This window comes from Streptomyces sp. NPDC025806, from assembly GCF_055558275.1.
In genome coordinates, this window is record NZ_JBVHMU010000009.1 from 143,318 (window position 1) to 158,703 (window position 15,386).

General features: G+C 72.5%; 15 protein-coding genes. 9 read left to right on the forward strand and 6 right to left on the reverse strand.

Translation table 11 applies throughout. From position 1 onward, the window contains the following. Positions 1-194 precede the first annotated feature (194 nt). A complete protein-coding gene (locus tag ACZ4E1_RS21930; protein WP_467541583.1) occupies positions 195-806 on the forward strand; it encodes a TetR/AcrR family transcriptional regulator in 612 nt (203 codons plus the stop codon). A 69-nt stretch (positions 807-875) separates the two neighbouring features. Here the strand turns inward: ACZ4E1_RS21930 and ACZ4E1_RS21935 are convergent, their stop codons facing one another. Together ACZ4E1_RS21935 and ACZ4E1_RS21940 are read right to left on the reverse strand one after the other, a co-directional pair. Further along, entirely contained in the window at positions 876-1,679 is an 804-nt protein-coding gene (locus tag ACZ4E1_RS21935; protein WP_467541585.1) for a hypothetical protein, read from the reverse strand. Positions 1,680-1,744: 65 nt separating this feature from the next. After that, the gene (locus ACZ4E1_RS21940; protein ID WP_467541948.1) at positions 1,745-2,602 is read right to left on the reverse strand and encodes a class I SAM-dependent methyltransferase; all 858 of its coding nucleotides are present in this window, start codon (positions 2,600-2,602) and stop codon (positions 1,745-1,747) included. Between the two features lie 101 nt (positions 2,603-2,703). On the opposite strand from ACZ4E1_RS21940, the gene ACZ4E1_RS21945 reads away from it, so the two are divergent. Further along, on the forward strand, positions 2,704-3,249 hold the full coding sequence (locus ACZ4E1_RS21945; RefSeq protein WP_467541587.1) for a hypothetical protein: 546 nt from the start codon (positions 2,704-2,706) through the stop codon (positions 3,247-3,249). 170 nt (positions 3,250-3,419) lie between these two features. Here ACZ4E1_RS21945 and ACZ4E1_RS21950 read toward each other — a convergent pair whose 3' ends face one another. After that, a complete protein-coding gene (locus ACZ4E1_RS21950) occupies positions 3,420-4,664 on the reverse strand; it encodes a serine/threonine-protein kinase (RefSeq protein ID WP_467541589.1) in 1,245 nt (414 codons plus the stop codon). 390 nt (positions 4,665-5,054) lie between these two features. Here ACZ4E1_RS21950 and ACZ4E1_RS21955 point away from each other — a divergent pair, with 390 nt between their 5' ends. The 4 genes from ACZ4E1_RS21955 (at position 5,055) to ACZ4E1_RS21970 (ending at position 8,665) form a co-directional block, all read left to right on the forward strand. After that, the gene (locus ACZ4E1_RS21955; RefSeq protein ID WP_467541591.1) at positions 5,055-5,858 is read left to right on the forward strand and encodes an SCO2400 family protein; all 804 of its coding nucleotides are present in this window, start codon (positions 5,055-5,057) and stop codon (positions 5,856-5,858) included. 34 nt (positions 5,859-5,892) lie between these two features. Continuing rightward, positions 5,893-6,456: a hypothetical protein gene (locus tag ACZ4E1_RS21960; protein ID WP_467541593.1), complete on the forward strand. Its 564-nt coding sequence runs from the start codon at positions 5,893-5,895 to the stop codon at positions 6,454-6,456. A gap of 1,151 nt (positions 6,457-7,607) precedes the next feature. Beyond that, positions 7,608-8,249 (forward strand): YeeE/YedE family protein, encoded by a 642-nt coding sequence (locus ACZ4E1_RS21965; protein ID WP_467541595.1) that lies wholly within the window; start codon positions 7,608-7,610, stop codon positions 8,247-8,249. Then, positions 8,249-8,665, forward strand: coding sequence for a YeeE/YedE thiosulfate transporter family protein (locus ACZ4E1_RS21970; protein ID WP_467541597.1), 417 nt, complete (start codon positions 8,249-8,251; stop codon positions 8,663-8,665). Before ACZ4E1_RS21965 ends, ACZ4E1_RS21970 begins: the two co-directional genes overlap by 1 nt. Before the next feature lie 156 nt (positions 8,666-8,821). On the opposite strand, the gene ACZ4E1_RS21975 is transcribed toward ACZ4E1_RS21970, so the two are convergent. Then, positions 8,822-9,115 carry a hypothetical protein gene (locus tag ACZ4E1_RS21975; protein ID WP_467541599.1) on the reverse strand — a complete coding sequence of 98 codons (294 nt, stop codon included), beginning with the start codon at positions 9,113-9,115 and terminating at the stop codon, positions 8,822-8,824. 266 nt (positions 9,116-9,381) lie between these two features. Between ACZ4E1_RS21975 and ACZ4E1_RS21980 the strand changes: the two genes are divergently transcribed. Continuing rightward, positions 9,382-11,145, forward strand: coding sequence for an aminotransferase class I/II-fold pyridoxal phosphate-dependent enzyme (locus tag ACZ4E1_RS21980; RefSeq protein WP_467541600.1), 1,764 nt, complete (start codon positions 9,382-9,384; stop codon positions 11,143-11,145). Further along, a complete protein-coding gene (locus ACZ4E1_RS21985; protein ID WP_467541602.1) occupies positions 11,142-11,945 on the forward strand; it encodes a phosphatidate cytidylyltransferase in 804 nt (267 codons plus the stop codon). Before ACZ4E1_RS21980 ends, ACZ4E1_RS21985 begins: the two co-directional genes overlap by 4 nt. Positions 11,946-11,979: 34 nt before the next feature. Here ACZ4E1_RS21985 and ACZ4E1_RS21990 read toward each other — a convergent pair whose 3' ends face one another. Beyond that, positions 11,980-12,348, reverse strand: a complete 369-nt coding sequence (locus ACZ4E1_RS21990; protein ID WP_467541604.1) for a MerR family transcriptional regulator — start codon at positions 12,346-12,348, stop codon at positions 11,980-11,982. Positions 12,349-12,399: 51 nt separating this feature from the next. Here ACZ4E1_RS21990 and ACZ4E1_RS21995 point away from each other — a divergent pair, with 51 nt between their 5' ends. Next, positions 12,400-13,314, forward strand: a complete 915-nt coding sequence (locus ACZ4E1_RS21995; protein ID WP_467541606.1) for an NAD(P)H-binding protein — start codon at positions 12,400-12,402, stop codon at positions 13,312-13,314. A 28-nt stretch (positions 13,315-13,342) separates the two neighbouring features. Here ACZ4E1_RS21995 and ACZ4E1_RS22000 read toward each other — a convergent pair whose 3' ends face one another. Next, positions 13,343-14,995 (reverse strand): glycosyl hydrolase family 28-related protein, encoded by a 1,653-nt coding sequence (locus ACZ4E1_RS22000; protein WP_467541608.1) that lies wholly within the window; start codon positions 14,993-14,995, stop codon positions 13,343-13,345. Positions 14,996-15,386 lie beyond the last annotated feature (391 nt).

Sequence of the window (15,386 nt, forward strand, 5' to 3'; positions counted from 1 at the left end):
GTTGCCCTGCAGTCTGGCGGTGATCTGATCGATCGTTCTGTGTATCGTCCCTGGTCAGGGTGTATGTGCCCTCGCGTAGGGGCGTGGGGTGGCCGATCCGGCGGTAGCATGGCCTGAGCCTCGGCGGCTGTACGAATGTTCAGTCGCGTGAGGGCGTCTCGCAGGGAGCTCGCAGGAATCCGGATCGGAGCGTCGTGTCCACTCGACCCGCAGGTCACAAGGCCATCATCGAGGCTGCCCGCGAGGAGTTCTCCGAGCAGGGCTACGGGGCGACGTCGATCCGGGACATCGCCAAGCGCGCCGGCGTCAGCCTGTCCGCGCTGTACTACTACTACAAGGGCAAGCAGGAACTGCTCGTCGCGATCCTCGACGACGGGCTGGACGCCTACTTCGGCGCCTGCGAGGCCGCGCTCACGGAGGCGGGCGACGATCCCGCCGAACAGTTGGAGGCGCTGGTCACGGCGACCGTGCGCTTCCGCATCGAGCACCCCGTCAAGAGCAGCATCGTCCTCACCGAGGGGCGCAGTCTGGAGCCCGAGCACCTGGCCCGCTACCGGAAGAACGAGGAGCGCGGCACCCAGCAGTTCCGTGAGGTGATCGAGCGGGGGGTGGCCGACGGGCTGTTCCTGACGCCGTATCCGGACGACGCCCGCCGCACCGTCATCGCCATGTGCAACGCGATCGCGCAGTGGTACCGCGTCGACGGCGAGGTCTCGCCGGACGAGCTGGTGGAGCGGTACGTCGCGCTGGCCCTCACGGTCGTCGAGTACCGGCCGCGATCCGCCCGCCGACCCGTGCGCAAGTAGAGCTCGCGAGGGCGAGTGGTCACGGATGCGGTGCGGCTGGCCAGGTGCCGCGGCGCCCTTGGGTGGCCGCTAGTTCGACCGTTCGAGCGGTGGGAGATCGGCGCACAGGGTGGAGGGGAACTCTGGTTCGACGCGGTGGACGTCGGCGCATCCGCCCTTCGTGCTCCGGGCGATCGGCTGCCAGCCCGACTTCTCGGCCCGGAAGAACCAGCGGTCGCCGAGGCTCGCCCCGCAGCCGGGTCCCTCGCCCTCGGCGCAGGCCGGGCCCATGCGTGAGGAGACGTCGAACACCAGCCATGTCCCGTCGCAGTGCTCGTCGCCGCGTGAGGTGTGGTTCGGCACGTCGAGGGCCGCCACCGCCTGGTCGTACGAGGCGGGGGTGCAGCCGGTGGGCGCGGGGTGGCAGCCACGCTCGCCGCACAGGCGCAGGTCGGGCAGGTGGGCGCCGTCCGCGGTGAACACGGTGTGGGTGTCCATGGCGAGTTCGCGGTGCCCGAGCGGCGACGGCAGGCGCACCGTCGCCGTGGCCGTCGCGGTCGCGCGGCAGTCGTCGCGCGGGGCGCCGCCGGTCAGGGCGGAGAACGTCACCTGCACCCACACGGTGCGGTCCGAGGTGTCGGTGACGACCGCCTTCAGGTCGTGGGCGCATGACTTCCCGGGGCCGGGCACCTCCGCGTCGACGCCGAGCGTGCGCCGGTCGTCGGCGAGCCGGGCCGCGGTCACCCGGATCGGCGCGAACGTCTGAAGGTGCGCCGGTTCCGTCGCGGTCGCCGTGCCGCCGGAACCGGCCCGCACGGTCCCGCAGGCGCCGAGCAGCAGCATGCCGACCGCGCTCAGCACGGCCGCCGTGACGAGTGATCTTGCACGTCGCATCTGTTCCGAACCCCCCGGTGCGTGTGATCCCCGGGGCGACTATAGAGCGACGTGTGCAGGGCGGATCAGGGGCGGTCCCACCGGTGTTCCCCGGCATGCGGATCACCGGGCAGACGGACCGCCGAGATCAGTCCTCCGGGGCCCTCGGCGGACTGCGGCGGGGTGCCGACCGGGCGGCCGTAGGCGGCGGCGCGTTCGCGCAGGGTGTGGCAGGCCGCCTCCCAGCCGTGGCCGGCCAGCCAGGTCACCGGGTCGTCGGGCATCTCCGAGACCCACATCGACGCCGCCGATCCCGGCGCGGCGTCCGCGCCGAAGCGCGCGATCGCCCCGCGCGAGCCCAACGTCAGCCCCATCCGACTGCCGGGCGCCGACCGCGCGCCGATCCGGGCCAGCAGCAACTCCACCGCGTCCTCGGGCAGATAGATCAGCAGCCCCTCGGCGATCCACACGGTCGGCACGGACGGATCGTGTCCAGCGGCGGCCAGCGCGCCCGGCCAGTCCTCCCGCAGATCCGCCGCGACCGTGATCCGCTCGCAGCGTGCGAGGGCCCCCTCCTGGCGCAGCACCGCGGCCTTGAACTCCAGCGGGGCGGCGGTGTCGACCTCGAACAGCCGGGTGCCCTCGGGCCAGTCCATCCGGAAGGCCCGGCTGTCCATGCCCGCGCCCAGCAGCACGACCTGCCGGACACCGGCACTGGACGCCTCCCGCAATAGGTCGTCAAGGAACTTCGTCCTGACGACGATCGAGAGCGAGACGGCCTGCCGGCGCCGTCGCGCGACCTCGTCGTCGGGCAGTGGCGACGAGGAGGGCCACAGGCCCCCGGCCGCGGCGAAGGCCCGGGCCAGCGGATCGCGGAACAGCGGGTCCTCCCGCCCGGTCTCCAGCGCCCGTACTCGGGCCACGCCCACCGCGGTGGCCCACACTCCCGCCGGCCGCACCGGCTCCCGCTCGTCCGTCACGGCGTCAGTCTAGTGCGCCGCCATCGCGCTTTTGAACGCGTTCAAGAAGGGCGTACGCTGCCCCCATGAGCGACTCGAACGGGCCGAGAGCCCTCCTCGCACGCATCCGTGTCTGGCTGATCGTCTTCGTCGTCTGTCTCGTGCTCAGCGGGCTCACCGCCTTCCCGCTCGTCACCGAACTCAGGCTGCTCGACTCCTCGCTCGACGGATGGGCGTCCCCCTTGGCCCAGGCTCTGCCCGGGCTCGCCGAGTGGATCGACCGCGTGCGGGGCGGCCTCGAGACCGCAGACGCGCAGGCCCCGTACCTGCTCTACGGCACCGACTGGTTGGCCTTCGCCCACCTCGTCATCGCCGTCGCCTTCTACGGCGTCTACCGCGACCCCGTCCGCAACATCTGGGTCGTCGAGTTCGGCATGATCGCCTGCGTCGGCATCGTCCCCCTCGCCCTCATCTGCGGGCCGGTCCGGGGCATCCCCTTCTGGTGGTCGGTCATCGACATGTCCTTCGGCCTCTTCGGCATCCTGCCGCTGCTCCACGTACGCCGGCTGATCAAGCGGCTCGACGCGGTGACGGAATCGGCGACGGGGACGGCGACGGCGGCGATCGCGTAGACGAAGACGGCGGCTCGGTGAAGGTGAAACGGGGGTGAAGCGGAGCCCCAGCCGTATCGCCCCCAACCCTGGAGCCCGCAGGCTCATGTGCGCGGTCCCCTTTGACCGCGACCCGGGCCGGTTTCCGGAGGCGTTGCCCGGCGGCCGTGTGCGTGGCGTCCGTCAGCGGCTCAGCCGCCGTGGTGCCGCTGCTTCTCCTTCCCTGCCTTCTTCTCCTTGTGCTTCCCCGACTCGTCGCCGACCCTGTCGCCGCCGTGGCCCGGTGCGGGCGACGTGTTGGTGGCGGGAGGCGTGGGCGAGGGTGTCGTCTCCGGAGCCGCGTCGTCGGGCGTGGTGGCGGTGTGGGTGGGTGAGGGGGAGCTCGGCGGAGGTGGGGTGCCGGTGCCGGAGTTCATCGAGGCGCCGACCGCCGTCGCCCCGGCGAACAGGGCGAGGCCGGCGCCCGCGAGTACGGCTCTGGACGTCAGTCTGCGGCGGACGCCCGGGCGGGAGTGGGCGCCGGACCGGGGTACCGGGGGCGCGGAAGGCGCCGGAGGAGCGGAGGGCGCCGGAGTGTGCCGCGGGGCGGTGCGGTCGGCCTCGGACGGTCGCGGCGCTCCGCTCTGTGCCGCGAGCCAGGTGGCCGCCTGTTCGGCGGTGGGCCGGTCGGCCGGGTCCTTCGCGAGCAGGTGCAGCACGCCGTCGGAGAGCGACTGCGGGATGTCCGGGCGCAGGAGCGCGGGCGGTGCCGGGGTGGCGCTGACGTGCTGCTGGACCACCTCCAGAGACGTCGCACCCCTGAACGGCGCCCGCCCGGTGAGCAGTTGATACAGGACGCAGCCGAGGGAGTACACGTCGGACGCGGGCACTGCGGGACGGCCCATCGCCCGCTCCGGAGCCAGGTAGTCGGCCGTGCCGATGATCTTTCCGGTGGCGGTCAGGTCGCCGGCGGCCTCCTCGGCGAAGCGCGCGATGCCGAAATCGGTGATCTTCGCCGTGCGTTCGTCGGTCAGCATCACGTTGGCGGGCTTGATGTCCCGGTGCACCACGCCCTGCTCGTGCGCGGCGGAGAGGCCCGCGGCCACCTGAGCCGAGAGGGCAGCGGCCTCGGCCGGCGGCAGGACGCGGCGCAGGGACCGTTCCTGGGCCAGGTTCCAGCCGTTGACGAGCTCCATGACGAGATGGGGCCGGCCTTGGTGCGAGCCGAAGTCGTACATGGCCACGACGTTGGGGTGACTGAGGCGGGCCGTGATCCGGGCCTCCAGGCGGAACCGTGCGGCGGCCTCCGCGTCCTGGGCCTGCAACAGCTTGACGGCCACCGGGCGTTGGAGGAGGTGGTCGTGGGCCCGCCACACCTCGCCCATCGTGCCCCGCCCCAGCAACTCCCGCAGCTCATAGCGGTCCGCCAACAGGCCCTGCACACCCATCCCGATCATCGCGCTGCTCACTCGTGGTCGTCACGCCCCCTGGCCCCTTCGGCCCCCTTGTACTGCGTTGTTCGGCTCCTGGATGTCACACCCCGTCACACCCCGGAGCAGGCAACCCCCACTCCGTGAAGACATCACCTCGCTTTCTCCATTACCTGAACACGACCTATTCGCATTCCGTGGCCGGGGCGGCGTGATGCACGGCTTTTCGTGTTTCGGTGTAACGCCGCAGCGCATATCGAACGCAGAAGGAGGGAGAAGCGGGCGCTGTGAAAACACTGATCCTGTTCTTTCGCATTCGCGTCGACCAGGCGGACCAGCAACGCCTCGAACCAGGAAGGTCGCAAAGCAGAGATGGATTACTGCTCCTCATGCCGGCGTCACCTCAACGGTGCCCTGGTGTGCCCCGGATGTGGCGCCTACGCCCCTGACATCGCCCCGCCCGCCGTCGGCAGCCGCATCGGCCCGGACCTGGCGGCCCGGGACCTGCTGCACGGCAAGCCGGAGTACGGCGCCGCCGTGGGCACCGCCCCGGATGCCACCCCGGGCGCCCCCTCGGAAGCCGCGTCGGACGCCGCCTGTGACGTCGAGTACGTGCCGCCCGCGCGGCAGGGGCGTGCGGCGCGCCGTCGCCAACTCGCCCGGTGGCGGAAGAGCAAGCGGAGGGCGGCGGTCGCCGGCGCCGTCGCGCTCGTCGGGGGCGGGCTGACCATCGCCGCGATGGACGGGCACTCCACCGACCGGGTCCAAGCGGCCACGGGGCCGGTGAATCCGCAGGGGGGTGCCGAGCAGAAGCAGGAGCATACGGAGCACGAGGAGAACCCGGAGTCCGCACCGCCGGCCTCTCGCCGTCCCCACCAGCCGGCACCCGCCGTTTCCTCGGCCCGTCCGCCGATACCCGACGGGCCCGGCGAGCGGTCCCTTCCGACGCGGTCCGGTACGACGTCCCCGGCCGCCCCGTCCGAGGCCACGGAGCCCGCCCGCTCCCCGGCGGGGACGGCGACCTCTCAGGCGCCGAGCACCGCGCCGGCCGCCGGTGACACCGCACCCGACAGCTCCGGCACGACCGGGCAACAGCAGGAAGAGCGGCAGGCGCCCGCGACGGACGACGGCGCCCCGTCCGACACCGCCCAGCCCACCAGCCCGTCGCGGACGTCGACCTCGCCCGCGGGAATCTGCCTGCTCGGGCTGTGCGTCGGCTGACGTCACCCGAGAGCCGGAAGAGGACACCGGAGTCATGAGTCCGCACCACGCATACGAAGTCCTGCTGCACCGGAGGGGCCGACTGTGGGCCGTCGACATCCCCCGCCTCGGCCTGCACACCCAGTGCCGCACCCTGGAACGGGTGGAGGAACTGGCGTGCGGCCTCGTCGCCGAAGCCGTCGGAGTTCCTCCGGACGTGATCGAGCTGGACGTCCTGGTGCCCGAACTCGCCTCGCTGCTGGGCTCGGTGGCCGAAGCGCGACGCCGCAGGGCGGCAGCGGCCGAAGCCGAGAGCCGGGCGGTGGCCACGGCCGTCCACGAACTCCTGGACCGACTCCAGGTGAGTCGGGGGGATGCCGGTCGACTGCTCGGGATCCCTCCGGACGACGTGGCCGACTTCGCGCCGTCCCGACCGTCGTCCCCCGACGGCTCCGGCCACCTCGGGCGCGTGCCCGCCTCCGGCCGGCCGCGGGCCGCCATCGCCGCCGCCTTCCGCCCGGTCCGCGGGCCCGGCACCTCGCGGCCGTCACGGCAGGCGGCTTCTGCGTCCCGCCCCTCCTGGGCAGCTCCCGGCGGTGACACGGAACGCCGCGTCTGACAGGGGCCGCGAGCGGCCACGCGCCGGAGTGCGCCCGGCACGCCCTAGGCGGCGCTCTTCATCCACGCCACGAGCCGGGCCCACCGGCCCCGCTGCGCTCCGTCCGGCCGCGGCCCCGGAGCGGTCGGCGGCTTCGCCCGCTCGCACGTGCACCGCTGCGCTCGCGGCACACCGGCCAGTACCTGTTCCACGTGCCCTCCGCAGCCCTCGTAGGTCACCTTCCGGCAGGACGGGCAGACAGCTCGTCGGCACACGGGCCTCTCCTCGCATCGCACTCTCGTTAACGACCAGTAATATCAACAGTTTGGTCACAGACCAATTCACCGTTCCCCCGCAATCACACCCACTTTGCGCACTGCCTCCGCGACGGAATCACTTCCGCATCCGGAAAGGGCGACGATATGCGGGAGTCGCACCCGATATTGCGTGACATCTCGCGCTCGGTGAAGTCAAGCATTTACGGGCGTGTCCCGAAGTTGCTTGCGATACCGAAACAGTGGTTCCATCACGCCCGGTCGAGGCAGGAACGCACTGCACCGCACCGTGACAGGCCACCAACACCCTCTCGGCCACGCCGACTTGGGTGTGGCAGGGCAAGAGACCGAGAACGGCAACCGCCCCCATCGAGCGGGTGGTGTGCGCCGGTCAGAAGGGAGCAGCGTGAGTTGCTCGCACGCCGCAGGATGCCCACTTTTCCCCTTACTCAGGGCGAGTCTGCAGGGATGGCGCGACTACTACTGCGACAGCGAGGATCAATGGCAGGGCTGTGCGCGCTACCGGGTGTCACTCACCGGTGAGCGCGTGCCGATCAGCCTCCTGCCCAACGGGGCCCGCGCACGGCACCTGGAGGACATGGTCGAGGGAGCGGACGGGGAGGCCGCGACCGGTCCGGTACGGGTGCCCCGGCAGGGCGGTCCGCCCCCGCACCGTCCCGGATCCACGGAGACCCGGCCCTGGTCCCGGCCGGCGCCGGTGTGGCCGGCCGAACCCGTGACCGCGGAACCGGAGATGTCGCCTCGGTTCGGGCCGGCGTCCCCGACGATCTCGGCGTCGGCCCACAGGCCGTCGTCGTCCGTCGACCGTGCCGGTCAGGGCTCCAGCCCGAAGCGCGGCCTGTGGGCTCGACTCGCCGCATGGATGGGAGGCCCCGCATGAGCGGCTACTGGCCCTGGTGGGCCGGCGCTGCCGGGCTCGCTCTGATCACCGTCAACTACGCCCTGACCACGGACCGTTCGTTCGGGGTCTCGTCGGCGTGGGGCCGCGTGCTGCACTGGCGCAGAGAGCGCCGCCTCGAGCGCATGGACGAGGAGTTCACCGACCAGCGGGCGCTCGCCGAGGCTCTCGCGGCGGCGACGGCCGAGCACTTCGGGACGGATCCGTCCATGTCCTCGGCCCCGTACGGGACTTCGCAGCCGGACCGAGCGGAAACCGAGCCGACGGTGCGTGAGGGCGCGGCGGCCCCGACGCCGGCCCCGCTGGTCACCCAGGCCGCCCTGTTGGTGTCGATCTTCCTCGGCGGCGTGGTCGCGGCGGTCACCTCCGGGCAGTTCCGTCTCCGCTTCGACATGGGTCCGGGGTTCCGGGACGTGGTCACCGCGAATCCGGTCACCATGACCGTCCTGCTGTTCGTCGGAGGCGTGCTGGTCGGCTTCGGAACCCGGCTCGCCGGCGGCTGCAGTTCCGGTCACGGGCTCAACGGCTGCGGCCGACTGCGCCCGGTCAGCCTGGTCGCGACCGCCGTGTTCTTCGGCACCGCCGTCGCGGTCTCGTTCCTCCTGTGGAAGGTGATCTGATGCGTACCCGCGGGGCGATCCTGCTCGCGAACATCATCACGGGGCTGGCGCTCGGCTACACGGTCTCCCGCATCGGCTTCGGCGACTACGCCGAGCTGAACCGCATGTTCACCTTCCAGGACCTGCGGATGTTCTTCACCTTCGCGGGCGCCGTCGGCATCATCGTGTGCGCGTTCGCGCTGCTGCGGATCCGTCGCACTCCGGGCCGGATCCACGCGGGCGTGGTCCCCGGCGCCGTGCTGTTCGGCACCGGCTGGGCCATCTCGGGAGGGTGCCCGGCGATCCCGATCATCCAGGTCGCCGGCGGCTACCTGCCCGCACTGGTCACGATCGTCGGCGTCGTCGTCGGCATCCGCCTGTGCCGCTGGGCCAACGCCCGCTACTTCCACCTGGACCGCGGCTCCTGCGGCCTGTGACCCGGGGGGCCGTCGGCCTCATGGCGCCGCCCGGCTCCCGGCAAGGGCTGACAGGGAGGGCCTGATCCCCCTAGGAGGATCAGGCCCTTCCCGCCGTATCGGTGGCGCGGCCGGGCGCATGTCAGCCGAGGTCGAGAGTCGGATCCGGATTCCCGGTCAGCGCCTTGCTCCACCGCGCTGACTGAGCATGAGGACGATCAGGCCGACCAGGAGCAGCGCACTTCCCGCCAGTGTCACCGCGCTGTCAGGCCGAGGGACGAGGCCCGTCAGGACGGCCATCTGCCAGGACAGGGCGACGGCGATGACCAGCTGACCGCAACCGTGGAGGCGCGTGCGCAGCACCCGTCCCCGGTTCATGGGCAGGACCCACCCGCGTGCGACGCCGGCCACACCGGATGCCGCCATGAGCACGGCCACGAGCATGCCGACGGCGGCGATGAACAGATGCATGGAACCCCTCCCCGCGCGCCCGGACGGTGCCGAGCGCGACGCGATCATGCCACTCGCCGTGAGCGGGCGTCCATGGGGGACCGCCTGGTCGGCGGGGGACGCCCTTCCCGTCCGGCACACAGGTCCGCCGGCCCGGGAAGTGCTGCCCTGACCTGGAGCGCTCCCCGCTCCCGTGCCGGTCACCTGAGTACGCGTACTCAGGTGCCGTCCGCGGGACTCCTCCATGCTGAGGCGCGAAAGCAAGAACGTCTCAGGGGGGACAACATATGGAGCACGCCCTGCAGTTGCGCGCGGCCACGCCTCGGGATCAGGACTGGATCCACGAACTGCGCCACCGCGTGTACGCGGAGGAGCTCGGCCAGCATCCGGTGGATCCGTCAGGAAGACTGAGCGACGGGCTCGACGGCGACAACGTGTATCTCGTGGCAGCCCGCGGCGACACGCGGATCGGCTTCGTCAGCCTCACCCCGCCGTGGGTCGGCCGCTACTCCCTCGACAAGTACCTGACGCGCGAGGAACTGCCCGTCCTGTCCGAGGACGCACCGTTCGAGATCCGCGTCCTGACCGTCGAGCAGCAGTGGCGGTCCACCGCGGCGGCGCCCCTGCTCATGTACGCGGCGCTGCGCTGGGTCGCGGCCCGGGGAGGCCGCCGGGTGGTGGCGATGGGGCGCACGGAGCTGCTCGACATGTATCTCGCCGCCGGGTTGCGGCCGATGGGGCGCACCGTCCACTCGGGCGCGGTCTCGTTCGAGGTCCTCAGCGGGTCCGTGGCCGAGCTGACGAGAACGGTCGCACACCATCACGGCCGGGTCCTGGAGCGGCTGCGGGCGGACCTCGACTGGCGGCTCGACGTGCCCTTCGCGCCGCGTGCGGACGGCTGCGAGCACGGCGGGGCGTTCTTCTCCGCGATCGGCACGGACTTCCGGACCCTGACCCGCCGTCACGAGGTCGTCGCGGCCGATGTGTTGGACGCCTGGTTCCCGCCGTCCCCCGCGGTCCGCGCGGCCTTGTCGGAGGACCCGGGGTGGGCGGCCCGGACCTCGCCGCCCACCGGCGCGGACGGACTGCTCGCGGAGATCGCCCGGGTCCGCGGGCTGCCGGTGGAGTCGCTGGCCGTCGGGGCGGGCTCGTCCGACCTGATCTTCCGCGCGTTCGGCCGGTGGCTGACGCCGGGAAGCCGGGTGCTCCTGCTCGATCCGGGCTACGGCGAGTACGCCCATGTCACCGAGCGGGTGATCGGCTGCCAGGTCGACCGGCTCCAACTCTCCCGGGAGGACGGCTGGTTCGTGGATCCGGCCCGGCTCGCCGCCGCGACCGGCGACGGACGGTACGACCTCGTGGTCGTGGTCAACCCGAACAACCCGACCGGCCGCCACGCCCCGGCCGACGCGCTGCGCGCCGTGATCGAGGCCTCGCCCGACCGGACCCGGTGGTGGATCGACGAGGCGTACCTGGGCTACGTCGATCCGGCGGACTCGCTCGCCGGGCTCGCCTCGGTCGACCCCCGGGTCGTGGTCTGCACCTCGCTGTCGAAGATGTACGCGCTGTCGGGCATGCGGGCCGCCTACCTGGTGGCCGATCCGCGGACGGCCGGGGAACTGCGGCGCTGGACGCCCCCGTGGCCCGTGAGCCTGCCCGCCCAGCTGGCTGCCGTGACGGCGCTGCGCGACCCCGCGTACTACGCGGAACAGTGGGCCCGCACCCACGTACTGCGCCGAGAACTGGCCGGCGCACTCACGGAGTTGGACGGGTTCTCCTCGGTCGACGAGGGGGTGGCGAACTTCCTCACGGTGACGCTGCCGCCGGACGGACCGAGCGCGGCACGCCTGGTGCGCGCGTGCCGAGAGCACGACGTGTTCCTGCGCGACCTGTCACCCATGTCCCCGGCCTACGAGGGACGGACCGTCCGGATCGCCGTCCGCGACACGGCGGAGAACGCCCGGATCGTGGCGGCGTGCCGGAGCGCACTGGACGCGCTGCGCACACCGGCCGCGGTGATGTCGGGCGCACCTGGACGGGTCTCCCTGTGACGACAGTCGCCGGCCTCGTGCCGTACCTCGGCGGGGCACTGGCGGCCGGAGGCGTCGCGGTCGCGGCGACCCGGCGCCGTGAACTGATGGTCCGCTGGTGCGTGTGGGCGCTCGGAGTGCCCCTCGTCACCGCCGCGTTCTGGCTCGGCCCGCCGGGGATCGCGGTGCTCGTGTCCCTGGTGGGCGTGGTCGCGGTGGCGGAGTACGGCGGGCTGCTCCGGCTCGGTGCGACGGACCGGGCGGTGCTGGGTGCGGCGGTCGTCGCCCTCGTCGTCACCGCCTGGCTGGCCCCCGGGGAGATGCTCCGGGTGGCGGCGGCCGGGGCACTGGCGATCGCCGGGGTGCCCCTGCTCTCGGGCGACGCCGAGCACGGCCTGCGACGCCTGGGGGCCGGCCTGCTCGGGCTCGTGTGGCTGGGCGTCCTGGCCGGTCTCGTCTCGTCCGGCGCCCTCGGCCTCGTCCTGTTCGTGGCCGTGTCGATCGCCGACATCGTCGCGTACGCGGCGGGCCGCCGTCTCGGTGGCCCGCACCTGTCCCCGCTGTCGCCCGCCAAGCGGTGGAGCGGCACGCTGGCCGGGGCCGCGGCAGGTCTCCTCACCCTGGCCGTCCTGTCCTCCCTGACGTGGCAGACGGCGGTGGCCGTGGCGGTCGGCGGTCCGCTCGGGGACCTGCTGGAGTCGATGGTCAAGCGGGGCGCCCGTGCGAAGGACGCCGGCCGGTGGCTGCCCGGCTCCGGCGGCATCCTCGACCGGATCGACTCCCTCCTCGTCGCGCTGGCGGTGCTGCTGGTCCTGGGGTGACCCGCGCGGCGCGGGCGCCCTCACGCGGCCCCGCTCACGTCCCGCGGACGAAGGTCACACAGTCGGGACAGTCGTCGAGGTACCGGTGGCGGCACTCGACGGTGTGCCGCAGGAAGGTGATGGCCCGCTGCCGGTGGACGACCTCGGCCTCGAGCGCCGCGATCTTCGCCCGCACCACCTCCTGCGCCGCCGACTTCGACGGCGCCATGGCAGCGGTGACCTCGGACAAGGAGAGCCCGACGCGCCGCAGTCTCAGCACCGTACGGGCCCGTTCCAGCGCCTGGTCGTCGTAGACGCGATAGCCGTTGCCGTCCCGGTGCACCGCGAGGGCACCGACGTCCTCCCAGTGCCGCAGCACGTGAGCCTCGACGCCGATCTCCGCGGCCGCCTGCCCGATCGTCATCCCCACCAGTGCCTTGCCTTCATGTCGACCTGAACCCCTAGCGTCACGATCATGCCTGACACCAGCACCCCCACGAGTTCCCCGGACCGCCCGTCGATCCTTGTCACCGGCGCGACCGGAAACCTCGGCCGAGAGATCGTCGACCGCCTCTCGGCCCGCGGCGCCCGCGTACGAGGCCTGGCGCGCGGTCCGGCCGTCCCGGGGCGCGGAGTCGACCGGGTGGTCGGCGACCTCACGGATCCCGTCGCCGTGCGTGAGGCGCTGGCGGGCGTCGACGCGGTCTTCCTCATCTGGCCCCTGCTCGACACCTCCGCCGCGCACGGCCTGCTGTCCGAACTCACCGCGGCGGCGCCGCGCGTCGTCCACCTGTCCTCCAGCGCCGTGGACGACGCGGCCGCCCGGCAGAGTGACCCGATCGTTCAGGTGCACGCGGACATGGAAACCCTGCTCCATGCCGCCGGGCTCCGCCCCGTGGTGCTCCGCAGTGACACGCTGGCCTCCAACGCCCGTGGCTGGGCAAGGCAGTTGAGGGCGGGCGACGTCGTCGCGGGCCCCGCTGCGGCGCGCACAGCCGTCGTCGACGAACGCGACGTCGCCGACGCGGCCACAGCCGTGCTGCTCGCGCCGCGCGGCCGAACCGACCACGGGCCGCACGTGCTGACGGGACCCGAAGTCCTCAGCCGCGCCGACCAGATCGCCCACCTCGGCGCCGCCCTCCGACGCGATCTGCGCTTCCAGGCCCTTCCCGCCGACCTCGCGCGGTCACGGATGCTCGCCGACGGCCGCCCCGAGCCCCTCGTGGAGGCTCTGATCACCGCCTCCCTGCGACGGCCCGCATCTCGCATCGTCACCGATCACGTCCAGCGCCTGACCGGCCACCCGGCCCGCACCTTCGCGACCTGGGCCGCGGACCGTGCGGCCGAGTTCGCGCCCCGGCCGGAGCGGCTGCCGGACGCGCCCGCCTGAGGCCGGGGCAATCCCCCCGGGGCGCGGATCAGATTCTGAGGGACCGCTGCGCCTCGTAGAGATTGCGCGGGGTGACACGGGTGGTGCCGTAGAGCTCGATGCGGGACTGGAGGTCGCCCGCGAAGTCCGGAACGTCGATCTGTCCGAAGGGGCTGACCTCCGATATCGCCACCGTCGCACTGCGGGGGGCGACGTCGTCGATCCGGACGCAACCGGCTCGCTGGTTGGTGACGGTGACGTTCCAGTGCGCGAAGCGGGCGCCGTACAGCGGGCCGGCCGAGGCGTCGCCGCCGTGCGCGCCGTCGTTGTTCACGACGATCTCGGTGCGGACGTTGGCGAAGGGCAGGCCGCGATGGGTGTCGAAGGTGCCGTGGTTCAACCGGCCGTGCGACCAGACGTTGTAGCTGGACAGGCCCTCGACGTTGATGCCGTGCGTGCACGGCGCGTCGATGAGGAAGTCCGTGAACAGGTTGTCGTGGCTTCCCTCGCGCGTGGCGTACGGGTGGTGATGGCCGCGCCCGGCGGCGGTCGTGCGGTGCAGTGTGCACGCCTTGGCCGCGACCAGGACGAAGGCGTTGTCGGCGTGCACCGTGGTCACGTCGTCCACGAAGCAGTCCCAGGCGCACTGCAGCGCGACGCCGTTGTACCCCTTGTCCAGGAGGTGTGGCTGCTGCGGGGTCTCGGTCATCCGCAGGGTGACTCCCGCGACGCCGCAGGACACGACCGGAGCGACCGAGGTGGTGAGGCGCGGCCGAAACTCGGGCCGCGCGTCCAGCGGCAACGGCCGGTCCAGGCGTACGAGGTCGCCCTCCACGGACACGATCCGGACCGGATACTCGTAGGGAACGTACGAGGTGACCTTGACCTTGTCCGACCAGTCGTAGGAGCCCGTGCCGGGGACGTCGCCGCACATGTGGTTCAGCAGGCTGTGGTCGGCCGGGTCGGACAGCTGGAGCAGCACGCGGTCCCCGGCGCTCACGGCTGACGGGTCGGCGACGCGGACGGTCCGGTCGCCCTGCCGGCCCGGTGCGCCGAGGGGCGTCAACTCCCGCCATTCGTCCCGCCTGTTGCCGGTCCACCCCTCGAACGGCCAGGCGCCCGCCTTGATCGCGCCCACCAGGGATTCCCAGCGGGCACGTGGGGCGATCCACACCAGACCGCCGGACCACGACCAGGCCGACTTCGTGCCCCCGTAACGGCTGCCGTTCCAGCCGATGATCTCCTGCAGGGGGCGGGTGAAGTGGAGCGTGGTGGCATCGCTGCCCTCGCCTCGCAGTACGACGTTGTCCCAGCCGATCTGGATGATGTCGTCGCAGCGGTAGGTCCCGGCGGGCAGCAGCACGGTGCCGCCGCCCCGCTCACCGACCTCGCGGATGGCGCGGTTGATGGCCGGGGCGGCGTCCTCGGAGTCGTCGGGCCGGGCGCCGTAGTGCAGCACGTTGGCGCGGACGGGCGGGCTGGGGAAGTCCGTACGGCCGGAGCGGAAGCCCGCGCGCGCCACGTAGGGGATCTGCGGATGGGTGTACGGCGTGTCGAGAAATTCCTCCCAGAGTCCGGGAGTTCGAGCCGCCGCCGAGGCGGCCGAGGCAGCCGAAGCGGCGGGTGCGGCGCCGAGTGCGACGGTGGTGCCGGCTACGGCGCCGAGGGTGCTGCCGAGGAGGGTCCGTCTGGTCAAGCCCATGGGGATGCCTTTCGTGCAGTGCGGGTGCGGGTGCGGGTGCAGTGCGGATGCGGGCCCTGAGCGGTCTTCCCCGGCGGTGGGCGTGGGGATCGGTCAGGGGAGTGTGCGCCGCTTCCGTGGGCGTGGGGGAGGGGCGGCGCCGCCGACCTGGACTCCGGACAGCGGGAAGCTGCCTGATGGTCAGGAAAGTTTCCTAACCGGGCGGGGACCATAGAAATACGGGTGCGGGGACGCGTCAAGAGCCCGGAACGAACTCACGCGAGCGGCTCTGTCGAGGGACACGTGTGCGCTCATGTGCCGCCGACTCGAGCCGCCTGCACCATCATTGACGACCCGTCGGGGCACGTCTAGATTGCCGCCGTGAGCGCTCCCGTGAAGGTTCCCGGGAGCG